Source organism: Kribbella albertanoniae, from assembly GCF_004348455.1.
Classification (GTDB): Bacteria; Actinomycetota; Actinomycetes; order Propionibacteriales; family Kribbellaceae; genus Kribbella; species Kribbella albertanoniae.
Map to the genome: position 1 here is coordinate 1 of NZ_SMKA01000164.1, position 20871 is coordinate 20871.

General features: G+C 68.0%; 23 protein-coding genes. 15 read left to right on the forward strand and 8 right to left on the reverse strand.

Annotation, left to right across the window (positions count from 1 at the left end; all coding sequences use genetic code 11):
* The first annotated feature begins 25 nt into the window (after positions 1 to 25).
* Together E1261_RS28405 and E1261_RS28410 are read left to right on the forward strand one after the other, a co-directional pair.
* Entirely contained in the window at positions 26 to 304 is a 279-nt protein-coding gene (locus tag E1261_RS28405) for a cytidine deaminase (protein WP_238176485.1), read from the forward strand.
* Positions 301 to 1575, forward strand: a complete 1275-nt coding sequence (locus E1261_RS28410; protein ID WP_132411823.1) for a thymidine phosphorylase — start codon at positions 301 to 303, stop codon at positions 1573 to 1575. Before E1261_RS28405 ends, E1261_RS28410 begins: the two co-directional genes overlap by 4 nt.
* On the opposite strand, the gene E1261_RS28415 is transcribed toward E1261_RS28410, so the two are convergent.
* The 3 genes from E1261_RS28415 to E1261_RS28425 all read right to left on the reverse strand — a co-directional run bounded on the left by E1261_RS28415 (position 1528) and on the right by E1261_RS28425 (position 3624).
* Positions 1528 to 2187 carry a DUF998 domain-containing protein gene (locus E1261_RS28415; protein WP_132411825.1) on the reverse strand — a complete coding sequence of 220 codons (660 nt, stop codon included), beginning with the start codon at positions 2185 to 2187 and terminating at the stop codon, positions 1528 to 1530. The genes E1261_RS28410 and E1261_RS28415 overlap by 48 nt on opposite strands.
* Before the next feature lie 76 nt (positions 2188 to 2263).
* On the reverse strand, positions 2264 to 2875 hold the full coding sequence (locus E1261_RS28420; protein WP_132411827.1) for a hypothetical protein: 612 nt from the start codon (positions 2873 to 2875) through the stop codon (positions 2264 to 2266).
* Between the two features lie 143 nt (positions 2876 to 3018).
* Positions 3019 to 3624: a uridine kinase family protein gene (locus E1261_RS28425; RefSeq protein ID WP_132411829.1), complete on the reverse strand. Its 606-nt coding sequence runs from the start codon at positions 3622 to 3624 to the stop codon at positions 3019 to 3021.
* A gap of 57 nt (positions 3625 to 3681) precedes the next feature.
* On the opposite strand from E1261_RS28425, the gene E1261_RS28430 reads away from it, so the two are divergent.
* Positions 3682 to 4101 carry a hypothetical protein gene (locus E1261_RS28430; RefSeq protein ID WP_132411831.1) on the forward strand — a complete coding sequence of 140 codons (420 nt, stop codon included), beginning with the start codon at positions 3682 to 3684 and terminating at the stop codon, positions 4099 to 4101.
* Here the strand turns inward: E1261_RS28430 and E1261_RS28435 are convergent.
* Complete coding sequence (locus E1261_RS28435; protein WP_132411833.1) at positions 4058 to 4837, reverse strand: phosphotransferase; 780 nt, start codon at positions 4835 to 4837, stop codon at positions 4058 to 4060. The genes E1261_RS28430 and E1261_RS28435 overlap by 44 nt on opposite strands.
* 4 nt (positions 4838 to 4841) lie before the next feature.
* Positions 4842 to 5795: a sugar-binding transcriptional regulator gene (locus E1261_RS28440; RefSeq protein WP_132411835.1), complete on the reverse strand. Its 954-nt coding sequence runs from the start codon at positions 5793 to 5795 to the stop codon at positions 4842 to 4844.
* A 140-nt stretch (positions 5796 to 5935) separates the two neighbouring features.
* Here E1261_RS28440 and E1261_RS28445 point away from each other — a divergent pair, with 140 nt between their 5' ends.
* From E1261_RS28445 to E1261_RS28480, 8 genes are read left to right on the forward strand one after another with little or no spacing between them, the layout of a single operon-like run.
* Positions 5936 to 7300 (forward strand): ABC transporter substrate-binding protein, encoded by a 1365-nt coding sequence (locus E1261_RS28445; protein ID WP_132411837.1) that lies wholly within the window; start codon positions 5936 to 5938, stop codon positions 7298 to 7300.
* 12 nt (positions 7301 to 7312) lie between these two features.
* Positions 7313 to 8263 (forward strand): carbohydrate ABC transporter permease, encoded by a 951-nt coding sequence (locus E1261_RS28450; protein ID WP_132411839.1) that lies wholly within the window; start codon positions 7313 to 7315, stop codon positions 8261 to 8263.
* On the forward strand, positions 8260 to 9105 hold the full coding sequence (locus tag E1261_RS28455; RefSeq protein ID WP_132411841.1) for a carbohydrate ABC transporter permease: 846 nt from the start codon (positions 8260 to 8262) through the stop codon (positions 9103 to 9105). Before E1261_RS28450 ends, E1261_RS28455 begins: the two co-directional genes overlap by 4 nt.
* Positions 9102 to 10556: a mannitol dehydrogenase family protein gene (locus E1261_RS28460; protein WP_132411843.1), complete on the forward strand. Its 1455-nt coding sequence runs from the start codon at positions 9102 to 9104 to the stop codon at positions 10554 to 10556. Before E1261_RS28455 ends, E1261_RS28460 begins: the two co-directional genes overlap by 4 nt.
* A 30-nt stretch (positions 10557 to 10586) precedes the next feature.
* Positions 10587 to 12026, forward strand: coding sequence for a xylulokinase (locus E1261_RS28465; RefSeq protein ID WP_132411845.1), 1440 nt, complete (start codon positions 10587 to 10589; stop codon positions 12024 to 12026).
* Between the two features lie 41 nt (positions 12027 to 12067).
* The gene (locus tag E1261_RS28470) at positions 12068 to 12496 is read left to right on the forward strand and encodes a DUF3592 domain-containing protein (RefSeq protein ID WP_132411847.1); all 429 of its coding nucleotides are present in this window, start codon (positions 12068 to 12070) and stop codon (positions 12494 to 12496) included.
* A complete protein-coding gene (locus E1261_RS28475) occupies positions 12493 to 12936 on the forward strand; it encodes a DUF3592 domain-containing protein (protein ID WP_132411849.1) in 444 nt (147 codons plus the stop codon). The genes E1261_RS28470 and E1261_RS28475 overlap by 4 nt, the downstream gene beginning before the upstream one ends.
* Positions 12933 to 13367: a DUF3592 domain-containing protein gene (locus tag E1261_RS28480; protein ID WP_132411851.1), complete on the forward strand. Its 435-nt coding sequence runs from the start codon at positions 12933 to 12935 to the stop codon at positions 13365 to 13367. The genes E1261_RS28475 and E1261_RS28480 overlap by 4 nt, the downstream gene beginning before the upstream one ends.
* On the opposite strand, the gene E1261_RS28485 is transcribed toward E1261_RS28480, so the two are convergent.
* Genes E1261_RS28485 through E1261_RS28495 form a run of 3 tightly spaced genes read right to left on the reverse strand, consistent with a single transcriptional unit; the run spans position 13349 to position 17412 of the window.
* Complete coding sequence (locus E1261_RS28485) at positions 13349 to 15406, reverse strand: hypothetical protein (RefSeq protein ID WP_132411853.1); 2058 nt, start codon at positions 15404 to 15406, stop codon at positions 13349 to 13351. The genes E1261_RS28480 and E1261_RS28485 overlap by 19 nt on opposite strands.
* Before the next feature lie 60 nt (positions 15407 to 15466).
* Positions 15467 to 16720, reverse strand: coding sequence for a sensor histidine kinase (locus E1261_RS28490; RefSeq protein WP_132411855.1), 1254 nt, complete (start codon positions 16718 to 16720; stop codon positions 15467 to 15469).
* Entirely contained in the window at positions 16717 to 17412 is a 696-nt protein-coding gene (locus E1261_RS28495) for a response regulator transcription factor (protein ID WP_132411857.1), read from the reverse strand. Before E1261_RS28495 ends, E1261_RS28490 begins: the two co-directional genes overlap by 4 nt.
* A gap of 126 nt (positions 17413 to 17538) precedes the next feature.
* On the opposite strand from E1261_RS28495, the gene E1261_RS28500 reads away from it, so the two are divergent.
* The 4 genes from E1261_RS28500 to E1261_RS28515 are packed head-to-tail and all read left to right on the forward strand — an operon-like array spanning position 17539 to position 20769.
* A complete protein-coding gene (locus tag E1261_RS28500) occupies positions 17539 to 17817 on the forward strand; it encodes a hypothetical protein (protein ID WP_132411859.1) in 279 nt (92 codons plus the stop codon).
* Complete coding sequence (locus tag E1261_RS28505; protein WP_132411861.1) at positions 17814 to 18824, forward strand: AAA family ATPase; 1011 nt, start codon at positions 17814 to 17816, stop codon at positions 18822 to 18824. Before E1261_RS28500 ends, E1261_RS28505 begins: the two co-directional genes overlap by 4 nt.
* Complete coding sequence (locus E1261_RS28510; RefSeq protein WP_132411863.1) at positions 18821 to 19834, forward strand: DUF58 domain-containing protein; 1014 nt, start codon at positions 18821 to 18823, stop codon at positions 19832 to 19834. The genes E1261_RS28505 and E1261_RS28510 overlap by 4 nt, the downstream gene beginning before the upstream one ends.
* Positions 19831 to 20769 (forward strand): VWA domain-containing protein, encoded by a 939-nt coding sequence (locus E1261_RS28515; protein ID WP_132411865.1) that lies wholly within the window; start codon positions 19831 to 19833, stop codon positions 20767 to 20769. Before E1261_RS28510 ends, E1261_RS28515 begins: the two co-directional genes overlap by 4 nt.
* Positions 20770 to 20871 lie beyond the last annotated feature (102 nt).

Genomic DNA, 20871 nt, shown 5'->3' on the forward strand with positions numbered 1-20871 from the left:
TAAGAGACAGACCGACGACGGGCGGGTGGTTGCCGGGTGCAACGTGGAGAACGCGTCGTACGGGTTGACGTTGTGTGCCGAGTGCGGGCTGGTGTCGGAGTTGCACCGCACTGGTGGCGGGCGGTTGGTGGCGTTCACGTGTGTGGACCACAACGGGGAGTTGCTGACGCCGTGTGGGCGGTGCCGGCAGTTGTTGCACGAGCACGGCGGGCCCGGCCTGCAGATCGAGACGGCGTCCGGGAGCCGGCCGTTGTGTGAGTTGTTGCCTGAGGCGTTCGGGCCCGAGTTTCTGGAGGACAAGTGAGCTTCGACGCGGTCGACGTGATTCGCACCAAGCGGGATCGCGGTGAGTTGAGCGACGGGCAGATCGACTGGGTGATCGACGCCTACACGCGCGGTGATGTCGCCGACGAGCAGATGTCGTCGCTGGCGATGGCGATTCTGCTGAACGGGATGAACCGCCGCGAGATCGCCCGCTGGACCGCGGCGATGATCGCGTCCGGTGAGCGGATGGACTTCGCGAAGCTGTCCCGGCCGACCGCGGACAAGCACTCCACCGGCGGGGTCGGCGACAAGATCACGCTGCCGCTGGCACCGCTGGTCGCGGCCTGCGGCGTCGCCGTACCGCAGTTGTCCGGTCGCGGCCTCGGTCACACCGGCGGCACGCTGGACAAGCTCGAGTCGATCCCGGGCTGGCGTGCGGCGCTGTCCAACGACGAGATGATGCGCCAGTTGGAGGAGGTCGGCGCGGTGATCTGCGCGGCCGGTGACGGCCTCGCTCCGGCGGACAAGAAGCTGTACGCGCTGCGCGACGTGACCGGTACGGTCGAGGCGATCCCGCTGATCGCCAGTTCGATCATGAGCAAGAAGATTGCCGAGGGCACCGGTGCCCTGGTGCTGGATGTGAAGGTCGGCTCCGGCGCCTTCATGAAGGATCTCGCCGATGCCCGCGAGCTGGCCGAGACGATGGTTGCACTCGGCACCGATGCCGGTGTCAAAACCGTTGCCCTGCTCACCGACATGTCGGTGCCGCTCGGTCTGACCGCCGGAAACGCTTTGGAGGTTCGCGAATCCGTCGAGGTACTGGCCGGTGGCGGTCCGGCCGATGTCGTCGAGCTCACGATCGCCCTGGCCGTCGAGATGCTCGCGGCAGCCGGTGTGACCGATGTCGATCCGGCGGAGAAGCTTCGAGACGGTACGGCGATGGACGCCTGGCGCGCGATGATCGCGGCCCAGGGCGGCGACCCCGATGCCGAACTCCCGGTCGCTCCGGAGCAGCACGTCGTACCGGCTCCTTCGTCCGGTGTGCTGTCGAAGCTCGACGCACTCGCAGTCGGGGTTGCCGCGTGGCGTCTCGGGGCTGGTCGGGCTCGCAAGGAGGACCCGGTCTCCGCGGTCGCCGGCATCGAGCTGCACGCGAAGCCCGGTGACACCATCACGGCCGGAGAACCCTTGCTGACCTTGCATGCGGATGACGCGAGCCGGTTCGAGCGGGCGTTGGAGTCGTTGGCCGATGCAGTCGAGGTCTCAACGTCGTACGAGGCCGGGCCGCTCGTGATCGACCGGATCGGTTAGGAACAAGCGGAATCCGGCCAGCCCGAGCCAGATCGGGAGGCCGTAGGCGGTCACGCGTTCCATCCCGCCGACACCGAGTCCGAGGCCGTTGCCGCTGAAGTGCAGCAGCATCGCGGCCAGGCCGAGCAGACCGAAGGCGAAGCCCCACCACCGGAGCTTCGCCAACGGTCCGGTGCGCAGGAACACAGTCAGCAGCAGGGCCAGGTTGCCGCCCGCGAAGATGACGAACGCACCGCCGAGGACATGCAGGTTCTCGTTGACGTCGGCGGGGAACAGACCGGCCGTCATCCAGCCCGCACCTGTTGCTACCAGCAACGATCGGATCAGCCGCGCGACGACGGTCCGCGGCCAGGCGTCGTGGGTGAGGATCGCACCGAGGATGATCAGGATCCCGCCGGTCGTGAACGAGACATTCATCAAGGTGTGCAACGGCGAGCAGACATAGCGGCCGTCGAAGTCACCACAGTGCACGTTGCCGAGGTCGCTGATGTTGTTGCCGGCCCAGCTGTACGGCGTCGTCCAGGCGAACTGCACGAGAGCCATCAGCAGGAAGAACTGCACCATGCCGCCGAACCAGCCGATGGCGCCGCTGACAACCCCAAGTCGTTTCACCTGTCCGACGGTACGGACGGTGGTGGGCGGACGAACTAGCCCGCGAGCGCCACTTCGGGTAGCTCGTACGCGACCGTCAGCTGGAGTTGCTGGTGAGACGGGCGCGCTGGCGTACGGCGAGGTCGGCGATCAGCGCGGTGTCCGGGCGGATCGACGTACCGAGCGGGGCGGACTGGCGGACGGACAGCAGCGCGACCAGGGAGCCGACCACGATGCTGGCTTCGGCGATTGCCTCGTTCTTCTCGGTCCCTGCGTCGTACGACGCGTGTGCGTTGCTGAGGGCGCCGGGGACGCGGAAGGGGTGGTTGCGGGGTTCCTGGCTCCAGAAGCCGTCCTGCAGGATCTTCGCCTTGGCCGGGGTTGCCACTTTGAACAGCTGGATGACGTAACGCTTCTTCTTGTCCGGGCTGAGCCGGCTGGCGCGGTAGCCCTCGGTCAAACCCGCGTTCAGCAGCAGGGCCCGGTCGAGGGCGGGCTCGGCGGAGAAGTTCGCGATGTAGCTCTCGGTGCCGAAGGGGCCGGTGCTGTGCTTCGGGTCGGCCACGTAGCCGCGGGGCAGCGCGATCAGCCCGGCCAGCGTGCTCTTCTGCTCGATGACGGCGGCGGAGGGCACCGGCGTGTCGGCGGGGCGCACCGCAGCGCCCGCGTCACTGCCGCAACCGGTCACACCGAGCAGCAGGGCGGTCACAACGACGGCTATACCAGGAGCCGAGCGGTTCACAGTGCCCATCCGAGCAGGCAAAGGTGAACAACGGCCGAACGCCCGCGGACCTGTAGGCCATCACAAATGTGCTCGCGGTGCCGCGCTGAGCGTGGATGCCGGCCGGAAGGTCAATTGTGATGGCGTGTGGGTCCGGCAATCAGGGCGCTGATCCGGCGGAGGGCTGATTTCGGGGTCATGGGGTCGCAGCCGGCGTCGACGCAGCGGCGGACGACCTGGGGGTCGTCGCGGAGGAGTAGGAGGCCGCGGCGGAGCAGGGTGAACGGCGGTTTGCGGTGCTCGCGGAGGTCGCGCTGGAACCGCCGGGCGAAGGTGACGAGTCGGTGGTGCCGGACGCAGATCGCGAGCGCGAGCAGGCCGCGATCCCTGAGTTCGCCGGTGATCTGGTCGGCGAAGATGCCCTCGGCAATGATCAGCGGGGACCCCTCGGTACTGAACTCCCGGTGGCCGACGGTCCCGTCCGCGGAGATCTCGTAGATCGGCATATCCGCCTGGCCGGTCGCACACAGCAGGTCGAGCGCGGCGACCGCGCGGTCACCGTCCCAGGAGGCGGGGTCGTCCCAGTCGACAATGCCGAGCGGAGACCGCGGCATCGCCTCGTCATCACCGTCCCGGTAGAAGTCGTCCAGCCGCACCACCGGCAGCCCGGTCAGCTCCGCCAACCGCGACTTCCCGGCCCCCGAAGGCCCCGCCAGCAACACCACACGCGCACTCACCCGCCCATTCTCCGGCACCCGTCGGTAACACTTGCGCCCGCCCACCGATATCCAGGCGTGCCGAAGCTGAAACTTGGGGTTGCTTTCTACGCACTGGCCGCACTTCTGGGTGCCTGGCAGATCGTGCGGGCGGTTCGGCACGAGGGGGAATGGCAGGAATCGCACGGGTGGGTCCATGGCGCGATGGTCGCCGTGCTTGTCCTCACGGTCGGTCTGCTCGCGGTGGGAGCGGTGACCCGCTGGGGACTGATCTCCGACGGCGGTCCCTGGATCTGCGAGAACGGTTGGATCGTGCTGATCGTGCTGGCGGCGGTCGCCTTCGGGCTCGCCCTGTTGCAGGACGGCGGCGAGACGTTTCCGGTCGGGCCGGTGGTGTTCCTGCCGCATTTCATTCGCAAGCTGCAGGAGAACTACTACGCCGGACAGCAGGAAGCTAGTGCAGCAAAGCGTCCTGCAACGCCTGAGAGTGTTGAGTGAACCATGCGTTGGTGCGGGCGGTCAGGGCGGCTTCGCCGGTGGTCCAGCGTTGGTGGAACCAGGGGTGTCCGGTCTCGGAGCCGCGGCGGACGTAGTCCATACACCAGACGTGGTTGTCGGCCGTTGCCGCGACGAGCCGAGCGCGATCAGCCTCGGACAGTCCGTAGGTGTCCGCGAACCGACGCAACCGACTGAGCACCCGGCCCCGCCGTACATCGTGGATGTCGTCGTCCGGTCGGAGTGGCGCCCACAGGCGGATCGCGGCGGCGACGTCCCACAGGGCTGATCCCGGTCCGGCCAGGTCGAAGTCGATCAGGGCGACCGCGACGCCGTCCCGGAACACGATGTTGTCCAGGTTCGGATCGTTGTGGCTGACCGTCCCGTCCACGTACGCCGCCGGCACAGGCTCGGCCCATTCGAAATCGTCGACCGGGAACCCAGCGACCGCCGCGTGGTACTCCCGCAGCAGCAAAGCCACACTGTCGAGCGCGGCATCCGTCATCGACCAGTCCGGGTACGGCGGTGTCACCGTCTCGCCCGGCACATACGTGAGCACCTCCCGCCCCTGGTCGTCGATATCCAGGAACCGCGGCGCGCCGGCGAATCCCACATCCTCCAGATACCGCAGTACGGCGTGAGTCGCCGTACTGCTGACGCGGAGCGGACGCCGGACGGTGTTGCGGACCCGGACGACCAGTCCCCGGTTGGCGGTGCCACCGAGTAAGGGGGTTTCCACCCCGCTAGTAGACCTCGTCCAGCAAGGCGCGTGCGAGGGGACTGTGGGTAACAATCCCGTTCACCAACCCGCTGCGGACCGCGGCCCGGACCGCCTCGACCTTCGCCAGACCGTACGGAATCGCGATCACCTCGTCGATCGCGTTCATCTGCTCGGCGTTGATCGCGATGACCCGATCGGTCACCTTGCTCTGCACCGGAACACCCTTCGCGTCGACGAACACCCCGGAGATGTCCGCCACCACCCCACGCTTCTGCAGCTGCTCACACGCGTCCGCGTCCATGGCGTCGTACAAGGTGGATTGACCGGCGGCCCAGGAACCCAGCCCCACAACGGCTTTGGTGACCGCGTCGAAATGGCTGATCGCCTCAGCCACCTCTGGCTGCTGCCGCAGCGCGCGTGCCGTGGTCGCGTCCGGCACCACCAGTGGTGCGTAGAACAGGTACGCCGGTCCGCCGGACAGCCGTGCGGTGTGCCGGACGAGCTCGACCGAGTTGGCCTCGACATCCGGCCGGGTCAGCGCCCCGGTGAGCTGTACGACGGGGACGGTGGCGAGTGAGGTGAGCTGGTCGGTCATCGCTGTGACAGCGCGCGCCCAAGCGAGGCCCAGTACGTCGTCCGCCGTGACGATCTCGGTCAGCAGCTCCGCTGCGGCCTTGCCGAGCTGCAGACGCAGTGCGGCCGGCTCGACCTCGGGAGTGTCGACGACGATCGCGCGGCGCAGCCCGAAGGTCTCCTGGAGGCGGGCGGACAGGTCGAGGTCGACGTTGCCCGGATGGCTGATCTCGATCCGCACCAGCCCGCTGCTGCGGGCCTGGTCGAGCAGCCGCGCGACCTTGAACCGGCTGAGCCGGAACTCGTCGGCGATCTCGACCTTGGACCGCCCGTCGACGTAGTACCGCCGCGCGATCGACGCGGTCAGCACAAGCTGTGCCGGACCGCCCGTGATGGGCTCCATGCCGCCTCCCCACACCGTCTGCTCATATGAGCGGAGCTGTGCACCAGTGTTGCACAGACTCTTGACAGGTCACCAACGATTCCGTTTCACTCGTGGCAGTGAGCGGAAGCTTGCTCAAATGAGCGGTGAGGGAGTGGCTCGTGCCGAGACAGGGAAAACATGTCGGAGTAGTCGGTGTCGCACTTCTGGTGAGTGCGGTCAGTGGCTGTGCCGGCTGGGGTGGTGGCGCCGGTGGTGGCGGCGCCGACAGCATCAACGTGCTGATGGTGAACAACCCGCAGATGGTCGATCTGCAGCAGCTCACCGCCGACAACTTCACCAAGCAGACCGGGATCAAGGTGAACTTCACCGTGCTGCCCGAGAACGACGTCCGGGACAAGATCAGCCAGGAGTTCTCCAGCCAGGCCGGTCAGTACGACGTCGCGACCCTGAGCAACTTCGAGATCCCGATCTACGCCAAGAGCAAGTGGATCGCGCCACTGTCCGACCACATCGCCAAGGACCCGGCGTTCGACCAGGACGACATCCTGAAGCCGATGACGGAGTCGATGTCCGGCGAGGACGGCAAGGTGTACGGCGAACCCTTCTACGGTGAGTCGTCGTTCCTGATGTATCGCAAGGACGTGCTCGAGTCCAAGGGCGTCACGATGCCGGCCAAACCGACCTGGGACGAGGTCGCCGACATCGCGGCCAAGGTCGACAAGGCACAGCCCAACATGCGCGGGATCTGTCTGCGCGGTCAGCCCGGCTGGGGCCAGCTCTTCGCGCCGCTGACCACCGTGGTGAACACCTTCGGCGGCACCTGGTTCACGCAGGACTGGCAGGCGCAGGTGAACTCGCCGGAGTTCACCGCGGCCACCAAGTTCTACGTCGACCTGGTCCGCAACCACGGCGAGGCGGGCGCACCGCAGGCCGGCTTCACCGAATGCCTGAACAACCTGATCCAGGGCAACGTCGCGATGTGGTACGACGCGACGTCGGCGGCCGGATCGCTCGAGGCGCCGAACTCGCCGGTGAAGGGCAAGATCGGCTACGCCCAGGCCCCGGTCAAGGAGACCGACAGCTCGGGCTGGTTGTACGCGTGGTCGTGGAGTATCCAGGAAGCCAGCAAGAAGCAGGACAACGCGTGGAAGTTCATCTCGTGGGCGTCCAGCAAGGAGTACGAGCAGCTGGTCGGCGAGAAGCTCGGGTGGTCCCGGGTTCCCGCCGGGAAGCGGGCGTCGACGTACGAGAACCCGGCGTACCTGAAGGAGGCCGGCGCGTTCGCGGCGCCGACGAAGGCGGCCATCGAGACTGCCGATCCGAAGAACCCGGGCACGCAGCCGCGGCCGGCGATCGGGATCCAGTTCGTCGACATCCCGGAGTTCCCGGACCTCGGCACCCAGGTCAGCCAGGACGTGAGTTCGGCGATCGCCGGGCGGATGAGCGTGGACGAAGCGCTGAAACGCGGGCAAGTGCTCGCCGACGACGTCGCCGAGCGGTACCGCTCGCGCGCGGCGAAGTGAGGGGAGTGAGCCATGTCCGTTGACACGAAGCCGGCGCCGGCTACGAAGCCGAAGCACTCCGGCGGCGACAAGACGCTGATGCGCAAGACCGGCGACTGGGCCCGGCGGGCTCCGCTGCTGCCGGCGCTGATCTTCATGATCGTCGTGACCCAGTTGCCGTTCGTGGTCACGCTGATCACGTCCTTCATGGACTGGAACGCCTACTACCCCGACGAGCGCGGGTTCGCCGGGATCGACAACTTCCGCCGGGTGCTCACCGACGCCAACACCCGGAGCGCGATCTGGGTGACGATCCTGCTCACGGCAGGCGTCGTACTGATCTCCCTCGTGCTGGGGCTCGGGATCGCGCTGCTGCTGGACCGCAAGTTCCGCGGCCGGGGTGCGGTCCGGACGATGATGATCACGCCGTTCCTCGTCGTACCGGTGGCGGCCGCGCTGCTCTGGAAGCACGCGCTGTACAACCCGTCGTACGGGCTGTTCAACGGGGTGCTGAAGTGGATCTTCGGGGAGAACGCGCCACAGCCGGACTGGATCAGCAACCAGCCGTTGTGGTCGATCATCTTCGCGCTGGTCTGGCAGTGGACGCCGTTCATGATGCTGATCCTGCTGGCCGGGCTGCAGAGCCGGCCGCTGGACGTGATCGAGGCGGCCGGGATCGACGGCGCGAACCAGTGGGAGATCTTCCGCTACATGACGCTGCCGCACCTGCGCCAGTACCTCGAACTGTCCGCGCTGCTCGGCTCGATCTACGTCGTACAGAACTTCGATGCGGTCTTCACGATCACCTCGGGCGGTCTCGGTACGTCGAACCTGCCGTACACGATCTACCAGACCTTCTACACCGCACACGACTACGGACGCGCTTCCGCGGCCGGCGTCATCGTGGTGATCGGCACGATCGCGATCGCGACCTTCGCGCTGCGGTCGGTATCCACGCTGTTCCGAGAGGAGTCCGGACGATGAGCGGGCAGGTGACGATGGTCAAGGGGCATCAGCGGCGTGGTGGTGGTTGGGCGCTGAGCGGGCTCGCGTGGGTTGTCGGTCTGCTGTTCGTGATGCCGGTGCTGTGGATGCTGCTGACCTCGTTCCACTCCGAGGAGGATGCGGCCAAGAACCCGCCGGACATCGCGGCCCCGCTGACTCTGGATGGCTACAAGTCGTTCTTCGACACCGGGCCTTGGCCGTCGCTGGCGAACTCGTTGACCGCGAGTGTGCTGTCCACGGCATTCGTGATCCTGCTGGCGTTCCCGGCGGCGTACGCGTTGTCGATCCGGCCGGTGCGTAAGTGGACCGACGTCCTGTTCTTCTTCCTGTCCACGAAGATGCTGCCGGTGGTGGCCGGCCTGCTGCCGATCTACCTGTTCGCGCAGTCGGTCGGGTTCCTCGACAACATCTGGCTGCTGATCATTCTCTACACCTCGATGAACCTGCCGATCGCGGTCTGGATGCTGCGCAGCTTCCTGTCCGAGGTGCCGGTGGAGATCCTGGAGGCGGCCTCGGTCGACGGAGCGTCGCTCGGCAGGACCTTGCGATCCGTGGTCGCGCCGGTGGTGACTCCGGGGATCGCGTCGGTGGCGCTGATCTGCTTCATCTTCAGCTGGAACGAGCTGCTGTTCGCCCGGGTGCTGACCGGCACGGTGGCGCAGACGGCGCCGGTGTTCTTGACTGGGTTCGTGACCAGCCAAGGATTGTTCCTCGCCAAGGTGTGTGCCGCGTCGATCGTGGTCTCGCTGCCCGTGCTGATCGCCGGCTTCGCGGCCCAGGACAAGCTCGTCCAGGGTCTGTCGCTGGGAGCGGTCAAGTGACCCAGCTGAACACTGCCGGCTTGAATGCGGTCGACATCGCCGTACCGGCTTATGACCGTACGGCGGTCACCCCGGGGATCGTGCACTTCGGGGTCGGTGGGTTCCACCGGGCCCACCAGGCGATGTACCTGGACGCGCTGATGAACGACGGGAAGGCGCTCGACTGGGGCATCGTCGGGGTCGGCGTACTGCCGCAGGATCGCCGGATGTACGACGTAATGTCCGCGCAGGATCACCTGTACACGCTGGTGATCAAGCACCCGGACGGGACGCTGGAACCGCGGGTGATCGGCTCGATCGTGGACTATTTGTTCGCACCGGACTCTGCTGAGGCGGTCCTCGATCGGCTGGTGGATCCCGCTACCCGGATCGTCTCGCTGACGATCACCGAGGGTGGGTACCACGTGAACCAGGTGACGGGGGAGCTGGACACGTCCGGGCTGGAGGCCGACCTTGAAGCTGGCGCGACGCCGGGGAGCGCGTTCGGGTTCGTGGTCGAGGCGCTGGCCCGGCGACGGGCAGCCGGGATCCCGCCGTTCACGGTGATGTCGTGCGACAACATCCCGGGGAACGGGCATGTCGCGCGGAAGATGCTGGCCGCGTTCGCCCGGTTGAAGGATCCTTCGCTGGCTGATCATTTGGAGAACGAGGTCCGGTTCCCGAACTGCATGGTGGACCGGATCACCCCGGTCACCACGGACGCCGATCGGGACGCGCTGTCCGCGGCATTTGGTGTGGAGGACGGGTGGCCGGTGGTGTGTGAGCCGTTCACCCAGTGGGTGCTCGAGGACGACTTCGGGGGCGTGCGGCCGCCGTACGAGGAAGTCGGCGTGCAGATCGTCGACGACGTCGAGCCGTACGAGTTGATGAAGCTGCGGTTGCTGAACGCATCGCATCAGGCGCTGTGCTATCTGGGGTATCTGTCCGGCTACCGATATGCGCACGAAGTGTGCCAGGACAAGCTGTTCGTGGACTTCCTGCTCGGTTACATGACCGAGGAGGGTACGCCGACGCTGCCGCCGGTGCCCGGGGTCGACCTGGACCGGTACCGGCATCAGCTGATCGAGCGGTTCGCGAATCCGGAGGTCAAGGACACGCTCGCCCGGCTGTGTGCGGAGAGTTCGGACCGGATCCCGAAGTGGCTGGTCCCGGTCATCCGCGAGCAGCTCGCAGCTGGGCGCGAGATCAAACGGTCGGCGCTGGTGGTCGCGTCGTGGGCCCGGTACGCCGAGGGTACGGATGAGCTGGGTGAGCCGATCGTGGTGGTCGACCGGCTGCGCGACAAGCTGGTCGAGCGCGCCCAGCACAACCGCGAGGACCCGCTGGTGTTCATCTCGGATCCGGATCTCTTCGGCGATCTCGCCTCCGACGCCCGGTTTGTCGAGCAGTACACCGCGGCGCTGCAGTCACTCCACGAGATTGGGGCGCGCGCGACGCTCGAGGCGCTTTAGGCTGGTCTCCAAACTAATCAGGGAGCCGGAATGACTCAGCCGAGACTGGTGGCCGGGGTGGACTGTTCCACCCAGGCCACCAAGGTGGTCGTGTGCGATGCCGAGACCGGCACGATCCTGCGCGAAGGACGGGCGCCGCACCCGGACGGGACCCAGGTCGACCCGCAGGAGTGGTGGAAGGCGTGGGAGATCGCGTCCGACGGGCTGCTCGACGGCGTCGAGGCGATCGCCATCGGGGGTCAGCAGCACGGCATGGTGCTCCTGGACGAGACCGGCGAGGTCGTCCACCCGGCAGTCCTGTGGAACGACACCAGCTCCGCCGACGCAACCGCCGAGCTCATCACGGAGCTCGGTGGACCGGAAGCGTGGGCCGAGGCTGTCGGATCGATGCCGGTGCCGTCGTTCACCGTCACCAAGCTTCGGTGGATCCGGGACAACGCCGACACCGACCCGGTACGCCGGGATGCGGTCGCGCGGGCGGCGGCCGTCGTACTGCCGCACGACTGGATGACGCATCGGCTCGCTGCTGATCGGACCGGGATCGACGGGATCACCACGGACCGGGGGGATGCCTCGGGGACTGGGTGGTGGTCGCCGGCGACCAACAGTTATCGCGAGGATCTGGTCGAGCGTGCGTTCGGGCGGTCGCTGAAGCTGCCGCGGGTGGCCGGCCCGGCCGAGATCGTCGGCCGGACGGCGTCCGGCGCGGCCCTGGCTGCGGGGACCGGGGACAACGCGGCGGCCGCGCTCGGGCTGGATCTGCAGGTCGGTGATGTCGCGATCTCGCTCGGAACCAGCGGTACGGCGTTCGCCCGGTCCGCGCACCCGACCGCGGACGCCTCCGGCTTCGTCGCCGGCTTCGCGGATGCGACCGGCGAATACCTCCCGCTCGTCTGCACCCTGAACGCGGCCCGCGTGATGTCGGCGACCGCGGAACTGCTCGGGATGACGCTGGCCGAGTTCGACGAGGCCGCGCTGTCGTCGCCCGGCAGCCAGGGGCTCGTGCTGCTGCCCTTCCTCGATGGCGAACGCACGCCCGACCTCCCGCACTCGACCGGCCTCGTCTACGGCCTCACCCGGGCCACCATGCAGCCCGCGATCATGGCCCGCGCGGCCGTCGAGGGACTGCTGTGCGGCCTGGCCGACGCCGTCGACGCCCTCCGCGCCCAAGGCATCCCCGTCAACCGCCTCCTGCTACTCGGCGGCGGTGCCCGCTCCCGCTCAGTACAGGCTCTCGCTCCTGCCCTGCTCGGCGCCGAAGTCGTCCTCCCCGAACCCGCCGAGTACGTCGCCCTCGGAGCCGCCCGCCAAGCCGCCTGGGCCCTCACCGGCGACCTCCCCACCTGGCAGATCCCCGTCGGCAAACCCGAACCCGCCATCACCCTCGACGCCACCCAGATCCGCACCAACTACGCCCAGGTCCTCACCAACACCCGCCCCTTGCTTTCGTCGCCGTACAACGGGAGCTGAGCGGGCTCGGCGTACGTCGTACTGGCGTGCAAAGGAACTCGATGGAGCGACGGAGCCTGGACTTCAGGGCGGTTGGCGCGTTTGTGGTCGCGCTGGGATTCGTCGTGGCGGCGTGCGTGCAGAGTGCGGACGTGTACTTCCTCCGGGAGCGGGGCGTGGTCGTCACCGGGACGGTGCTGAAAGAGCACGACACCCGCAAGAGTTCGTGGGTCGAGGTTCGGTATGTGACGCTCGCCGGCGACGAGATCGTCAACGACACGTCGCGCTACAAGTCCGCCGAGGTCGGTCAGCCCATCGACGTCATCTACGACCGTCAGAACCCCGAGCGCATGCAGGCCGCCGACTGGGGCCTCGGCTACGGCTTCAACCTGCTCGTCTTCGGAGGTTTCGCCGCGCTGCTGGTCCTGGCCGGCATCCTCCAACTCAAGTTCAAGCTGCTCACCCGCCTCCGCGGTATCGCCGTCCGATGAAGGCTGAGTCGCGGCGGCGGTGGCTCCTGGAAGGCATTGGGGGCTTCGTCGGTGCGGTCGTCGTCGCGTTCATCGGGTATGTGCAGGTCGAGGATCTGTACTGGTTGCGGCACCGCGGTGAGGTAGCCACGGGGATCGTCGTCGACCGCAAGGTCGGCGGACGGGACAGCTGGATCGAGGTCAGGTACACGACGAAGGCCGGCCGGACGGTCACCGAGATGACCTCGAACTTCGAGGGCGAGCCGGCGGTCGGGGCGCCGATCGAGGTGGTGTACGACCCCGAGGAGCCGGACCGGATGCAGGCCGAGAACTGGGGACTCGGGTACGGGTTCCCGGTGGTCTTCTTCCCACTGGCCACGATCGGTTTCGTGGTCGCCGGCACCTGGTTCTTGCGGGAGTGGGGATCCGCCGAGGCCGAAGATACGTCATACCCGGCGTGACTGAGACGAGGACGCGACCAAGGGCCCAGTGGAGTGTCGGGTTCGCCAGTGTGTTGCTGGTGATCTGCGCGCTGGTGAGCGTGATGCTGGGGTGGTGGGAGGTTCTCACGCTGAACGGGTTGCAGGAGCGCGGTGAGGTGGTGACGGGGACCGTGCTGAAGGTGGACGACTCGGGCAAGCACCAGAGCATCAAGGTCCGGTACACGACGCTGGCCGGGAAGACGATCACCGCGACCACCGGGAACTTCCGCCAGGCCGTGGTGGGGCAGCCGATCGAGATCCGGTACGACCGGGAACACCCGGGCCGGATGACGACTGCGGACTGGGATCTCGACACGACGTTCCCGAAGTATCTGTCCGGCGGGCTCGCGGTGTTGTTCGTGCTCGGCTCCCTGGCTGCGATGCGAAAGCGTCAGCCCCAGGTGTCGTGACGGATTGACGAGCCTTCGGTCCACCAGTGCTGGGCGGCGTTGTCGGCGTCGAGGGACCAGACGTGTTGGGCGGAGCCGACTGCGGTGGCGGTGGGGTCGCCTGTGATGCCGGTGCCCCAGGTTTCGCGCGCGAGCCCGGTCGCCGGGGACCAGTGGACGTGGATAAGGTCGCCGGTGGTGGTGCGGTGCCAGATGTGCTGGGCCGCGCCGACCTGGAGGAACGCGGGACGCCCGACCGCGCTCGTGGACCAGACGTCGGTTCGCCAGCCTTCGCGGGCGTTCCACCACCAGTGCCGGAGCTCGCCGTTCGAGGTGGTGGCCCAGATGTGCTGCGCGTCGCCGATCTGGGCGGTGACCGGGTCGCCGGTGACATCGTTGCCGATCGTCTCGCTCCGGAACCCTTGCGGTCCCGTCCACCAGGTGTGCCGGATCCGGCCGTCTGTCGTCCGTACGACGATGTGCTCGGCATCCTGAACCAGCATCGCGCTCGGTCGTCCGGCGAGCCCACTGCCCCAGGTGTTGCGTTGGACGGCCTGTCCTGGCGCCCACCACCAGTGCTGAAGGTTGCCGGAGGCATCGACTGCCCAGGCGTGCTGGGCGTTGCCGTTCACCAGTGCGGCCGGGTCGCCGCCCAAGCCGGTACCCCAGGTGTCGTGATAGCTGCCACTCGCCGGGTCGTAGAACGAGTGCTCCAACACCCCGCTCGTCGATCGCCAGAACACGTGCTGCTGCTCGCCGTACAGGAATCCGGCCGGCTGTCCGGCGACCGCCGTACCCCAGGTGTCGCTGTGCATCCCGTCCCGGCTGTCCCAGAACCAATGCCGCAATGTGCCACTCGAGGCCGTCGCAAAGAGATGCTGCTGATACTGCGTGACGAACGTCCGCCCCGACTCAACAGCTGACCGACTTCCCACCGGTACGGCGGCGCCCGCGCCCGGCCAGGCCCGGCAGGTCCCGCCCGCGTCGTAGTCGGTCGCGATCTGGAACACCGACTTGCCGTCCGCCGAACCGAGCAGCGGGTTGCTCCACGTCGGGCACACCCCGTTCCCCGGATCCGGAATCTGCACCGGCGCCGTCACCTCGAACCAATCCCCGTGCCCACTGGCCGCGTTCCCGAAGAACATCCGCCCGTCCCCGGCCGCGAATGAACCGTCGGCGTTCCGCACCCGCATCGAGTTCAGTACGACGGTATTCCCCGCGACCGTGATCGTCGGCGTACTGCCGGGGTACCGCCCGTCGGCCGTCCGGACGCGGCTGCCGGCATCGGTCGGCGAACCCCAGTTCCACCCATCGGTCGACCAGCGGACGTAGGCCTCGCAGTTGTGCCCGGGCCCGCAGATCTCGTAGCTCATCAGATACGTACCGTCCGGAACCTTCCGTACGACGGCCATCCCCGGCCTGGCCGCCGTATCGGTCAGCGCCACCACATCCCGCGGTCCCGTCCAATTCACGCCATCAGTGGTCGCGTGCTCGACGAGTTTCTGACTGTGCACGCCGTCCGTCTCGTCGGAGTAGAACATCACCAACCGGCCATCGGTCGTGACCGTGAACTCCGGCTCCCAAGTCCCGGCCGAACTCGGCGACTCGTCCACCTCGGCCAAGAACGTCCAGGTCCTGCCCTGGTCGCCGGACTTCCAGACGTGCTCCTTCATCCGGCGGTTGGTGCCTTCGTCAGCGCCCATCGACGCGGCCCACAGCAGCGTGCCGGCCGGCATCGCACCCACCGCCTGCGGCAGCTCGTACAAGGTGTGGCAGCACATCCCCTTGTGGTTCAGCGGATCGGCGACCCGCCCGACCTGCTTGAACGTCAGCCCGTTGTCCGTGCTGTGGTGGATCGCGCCGATCCAGTCGCCGTCGTTCGTCACCAGCGCCGACACCAGCGTCCCGTTGCCCTGGGCCTGATGCTCCAGCCGGATCACCCGGGGATAGAACGCGTAGCCCGGGGCCATCGGCGTACCGCCGCCGATCGGCACGGCCTGGGCCGGCAGCCCGGCCGCGAGCAGACCCAGTAACACCAGCACAGTCAGCACTCCACGCATGAAGCCGAGCGTGCACTATCGGTTGTGGGTACCAGAACCCCTTCGACTGCGGCCGAAACGTCAGAGACGCGGGCCGAGCGGGTCCTCCGACGGTGGGGCGGGAGTACGGCGGACGTCGTCGGTCAGCGAGCGGTCGGGGAGCCAGATGATGAACGTGCTGCCCACGCCCAGCTCGGAATGCAGGGCGACCGTCCCACCGTGGGATTCGGCGATCTGCCGGACGATCGCGAGACCGAGCCCCGCCCGGCGCTGGCCGGTGGACGGGACAGTGGCGGGCGATTGCTGGGTGCCGGATCGGAAGAAGCGGTCGAAGACGCGGTCGGCGTCATCGGCCGCGATACCGGGTCCTTCGTCGCGGACCGCGATCCAGGCCCATCCGTTCTGGCTGCCGACCGCGAGCACCAGCTGACTACCGCCCCGGGCGAGGCGAACCGCGTTGGACAGCAAGTTGTCGACAGCACGCCGAAGCGCGGACGCGTCGCCGGCGGCGATCGGGCCGGGCGCGAGCCGCCGTACGACGCGGAGTTCTCGATCGGCGGTGAGCAGCTCGTACTCCTCGGCCGCCTCACTCGTGATCGCGGCCAGGTCCACGTCCGCGTCCACGAACGCCGGGGACGAGCGGCGGGCCGAGGCAAGCAGGTCCTCGACGAGCCGGGTCATCCGCTGGATCGCGCGACTCACGATCGCGGTCGCCTGAGCCCGGTCCTCGGGCGGGGTGTCGTCATGCGCCAGTACGGCGTCGACGTTCGCCTGGATGACCGCGAGCGGATTGCGCAGTTCGTGGGAAGCGTCGTCGACGAGCTGGCGTTGCGCGACGAACGCCGACTCCAGCCGCTCCAGCATGTCGTCGACGGTGTCACCGAGGTTCCGCAGCTCGTCCCGCGGACCTTCGAGCGCGATCCGCCGGGAGAGGTCGGTGGCCGAAATCTCCTGCGCGGTTTCGGTGATCCGCCGTACCGGCCGGAGGGCCCGCCCGGACAACCACCAGCCGGTCCCGAGGCTGACCAGGAACAGCGCACCCATCCCGGCGGCCGAGTAGTACCGCAGGGTCTCCAGCGTCTGGAAATTGACCGCGGACTGCACGCTGGCGAGATCCGCGGCCTCGAACTTGGAGCCGTCCCTGTACTGGTATTCGCCGTTGTGGTCCTTGTACATCTTCTTGACCGTGATCGGGTTCAGCGGTTGCGGATCCAGGTAGGCCCGGAGCGCGAAGTAGACCCCACCGAGCACCAGCGCGGACAGGGCGATCAGCACCGCGGAGTAGGTCAGCGTCAGCCGGAAGCGGATCGTCTGGGCCCACGGGGGAACCTTCATGTGTCCTCACCTCGGAGCCGGTAACCACGACCGATCACAGTCTCGAGTACGGCGTCTTCCCCGTCCTGGGTGAGCTTGCGGCGCAAGGTGCCGACGGTGACCCGGACGCTCTGGGTGAACGGATCCGCGTTCTCGTCCCAGACGTGTTCGAGCAGTTCCTCGGCCGACACGACATGACCGGGGCGCGACATCAGATACCGCAGTACGCCGAACTCCTTCAGGGTCAGCGCGAGTTCGCGACCGTTCCGGGTGGCGAGGTGGCGGGCGGAATCGAGCACGAGGTCGCCGACATGCAGCTGCGTACTGCCGTTCGTCACATCGCGGCGCAGCAACGCGCGGATCCGGGCCAGCAGCTCGACCAGCGCGAACGGCTTGGTCAGGTAGTCGTCGGCACCCTCGTCCAGCCCGCGGACCCGATCGGCCAGCGAGGCGCGCGCGGTCAGCATCAGCACCCGCAGCTCCCGCCCGGAGGCCACCTCGATCTCGCCACGGCGGACCGCCCGGCACAGGTCGAGCCCGCTGGTGTCCGGCAGCGTGATGTCCAGGATCGCCAGGTCGTACGCCGTGGTCGCCAGTTTCTCCACCGCCTCGGCGCCGGTCAGTGCCGTGTCCACGGCATAGCCGGCCCGCCCGAGTCCGGAGCGCAACGCGCTGACCAGGCCTTCCTCGTCCTCCACCACCAGTAGTCGCACGACACCAAGGTAGCGGTGTCGGCGTCCTGGGCCGTTCTGGTCTTTCGCCGGACTTTCGTTCTCCTTTCCGGACGTTTTCGGGGCTGGTTGATGAAGTGGTGACCACTCGAGACGAAGGAGCTATTCATGAACTTCCCAGGCAAGCGGATCCTCCTCGGTACGGCGGTCGTCGCGGCCGCCCTCGGTGTCGGCGGCTTCGCCTACGCGGCGGGGGACGACCCGGCGCCTGACCAGGGCTACGTCACCGTCGAGGAAGGCACCCCCGCTGCTGACAACCCGAGTACCACGCCGCAGCAGGGCAGCGGCGCGGCCACCGACGGCAGGGACTGCCCGGACAAGCAAGGCGGCGGCCAGGGCCAGGCCCAGCCGACTCAGCCTCAGCAGAACCCGGCTGACAACGCATGAGTGAGACCCACGTCGCGCGTCCCGGCGTGACGGCCGCTTCCCTCGAACACGCGTTGTTCGAGGTGAAGCGGGTCGTCGTCGGCCAGGACCATCTGGTCGAGCGGATGCTGGTCGGGTTGCTTGCCCGCGGCCACTGTCTGCTCGAAGGGGTGCCTGGGGTCGCGAAGACCCTGGCGGTCCGGACGCTGGCCGAGGTGATCGGTGGCCGGTTCGCCCGGCTGCAGTTCACCCCCGACCTGGTCCCGGGCGACATCATGGGGACCCGGATCTGGCGGCCGTCGACCGAGGGGTTCGACACCGAGCTCGGCCCGATCTTCGCCAACCTGGTCCTCGCCGACGAGATCAACCGGGCCCCGGCCAAGGTGCAGTCGGCGTTGCTGGAGGCAATGGCCGAGAACCAGGTCAGCATCGGCGGCGTCAGTTACCAGCTGCCGGATCCGTTCCTGGTCCTCGCGACCCAGAACCCGATCGAGTCCGACGGTGTCTACGCGCTTCCCGAGGCGCAGCGCGACCGGTTCCTGCTGAAGATCACCGTCGATTATCCGAGTCCGCTCGAGGAGCTGACGATCCTGCAGCGGATGAGCGCTCGGCGTCCGCACGCGAACGGCGTACTGACGCCGGAGCAGGTCCATCAGTTGCAGCAGGCAACGGAAGAGGTGTTCGTCCACAACGCCGTGGCCGAGTACGTCGTACGGCTGGTGCATGCGACTCGGGAACCGCATCAGTACGGGCTGGCGGAGCTGGCCGGCGTACTGGAGTTCGGGGCGAGCCCACGGGCAACCCTCGGTTTGGTCGCGGCGGGTCGTGCGTTGGCGCTGCTGCGTGGTCGGGACTATGTGCTTCCGGCTGACGTGTACGACGTCGCGCTCGACGTGATGTCGCATCGGCTGGTGCTCACGTTCGACGCGCTCGCGGACGGTGTGGACCCGCGGTCGGTGATCGCGCGGATTCTGCACACGATTGAGCAGCCTCACGTCGTACCGGCCGACGCCGAGTCAGCCGCATGAACACCGGCCCTGATCTGCTAGCCGGTCGTGAGCGTGCGTTGCGCGCTCTCGAGCTGACGGTGAAGCGGAAGCTGGAAGGGTTTCTGCACGGTGACATCACCGGGCTGCGGACTGGTCCCGGGAGCGAGCCGAACGAGGCCCGGCCGTATCAGGCCGGGCAGGACGATGTACGCCGGATGGACTGGAACGTGACCGCTCGTTCGCTGGAACCGCACGTGCGGGCGCCGTTGGCCGAGCGGGAACTGGAGACGTGGGCACTGCTGGATGCGTCGGCCAGTATGGACTTCGGGACCGCGCTCAGCGAGAAGCGTGATCTGGCGATCGCGATCGTCGGCGCGCTCGGGCTGCTGGCCAGCGGTCCCGGCAACCGGCTCGGCGTCCGGATCGCGGTGGGCGACGAGGTGCGCCGGCTGCCGGCGGCCGGTGGCGGGGTCCAGCTCCGGCGGTCGCTGCGCACGCTGCTTTCGTTGCCCAGAGCAACTCCGGGCGAATACCCGCGCACCGATCTCGCCCGGGCGATCGCGCGGCTGAACCGCGAGCATCCACGGCCGGGACTCCGCGTGATCGTCTCCGACTTCCACGACGACCCGTTCACGCCTGCGATCGTCGCGGGTGGATCCATCGGCCGCGGCACCACTGCGCCCACCGAGGGCGCGCTCGGCTGGGCCGACGCGTTGCGCCGACTCTCCGCTCGGCACGAGGTGCTCGCGATCGAGGTGCTCGATCCGCGCGAACTCGAGCTGCCCGAGGTCGGCCTGCTCACGCTGGTCGACCCCGAGACCGGACGACGTCGCGAAGTACAGACGAGTAGTAAGAAACTGCGCCGCCGGTACGCCGACGCGATGGCCGCGCACCGGGACCGGACCACGCAGGCGATTCGTGGTGCCGGTGCCGCGCACCTGGTGCTGCGGACCGACAACGATTGGGTGCGCGACGTCGCCGCGTTCGCCACCGCCCGCCGCCGGGCCAGTGTCCGTCGGCACCCGACTTCGAGGACCGGTATCCGATGAGATTCGAGCAACCCCTGTGGCTCTGGCTGCTGGTGCTGGTCGCGGCCCTGGTCGCGGCGTACCTGATCGCCCAGCGCCGACGCACCAAGTACGCCGTTCGATTCGCGACCCTGCCGATGCTGGAGAAGGTCGCCCCGAATCGGCCCGGCTGGCGCCGGCACGCGCCGGCCGCGGCCTTCCTCGCCGCACTCACCGTGCTCACGATCGCGATCGCCCGGCCGGTGGCCGACATCCGCGTTCCGCGCGAACGCGCCACCGTGGTGGTCGCGCTGGACGTGTCGAACTCGATGGCCGCGACCGACGTCGCGCCGAACCGGTTCGAGGTCGCACAACAGGCGGCGACCCAGTTCGTGCAGGACCTGCCGGAGCAGTTCAACGTCGGGCTGGTTTCGTTCGCCCAGACGGCAACGGTGGTGACGCCGCCGAGCACCAACCACCAGGCCACGGTCGACGCGATCAGCAGTCTGGAACTGAGCAACGCCACCGCGATCGGCGACGCCGTACTGACCAGCCTGCAAGCGGTTCGCACCATCGACCCCAACGACCCACCGCCGAGCCGGATCGTCCTGCTCTCCGACGGCGGTAACACCTCCGGCAGCCCGGTCGACGAGGCCGCGCAGGCCGCCGTACAGGCTGGTGTTCCGGTGTCGACGATCGCCTACGGTACGCCGGAGGGCACGGTCAACATCGATGGTCGCGAGATCCCGGTGCCGGCTGACACGCAGGCGCTGCAGCGGTTGGCCGACACCACCAAAGGCTCGTTCTACGAAGCCGAGTCCGACGAGCAACTCCGCGACGTCTACTCCGACCTCCAGTCCTCCATCGGCTGGACCACCGAACCCCGCGAGATCACCAACCTGGTAGCCGGAATCGCCTTGGCCGCCGCTCTCCTGGCCGCCCTCGCCTCCCTCCTCTGGTTCTCCCGCCTCCCGTAGTAGGAGCCCGACATGCCTCCACACCTAGGAAGTCCTTTCCGTGGACCGAACTACGTCCCGGGCCCACCACCTCCCGGCTCCACCCCGATCGATGGGGAAGGT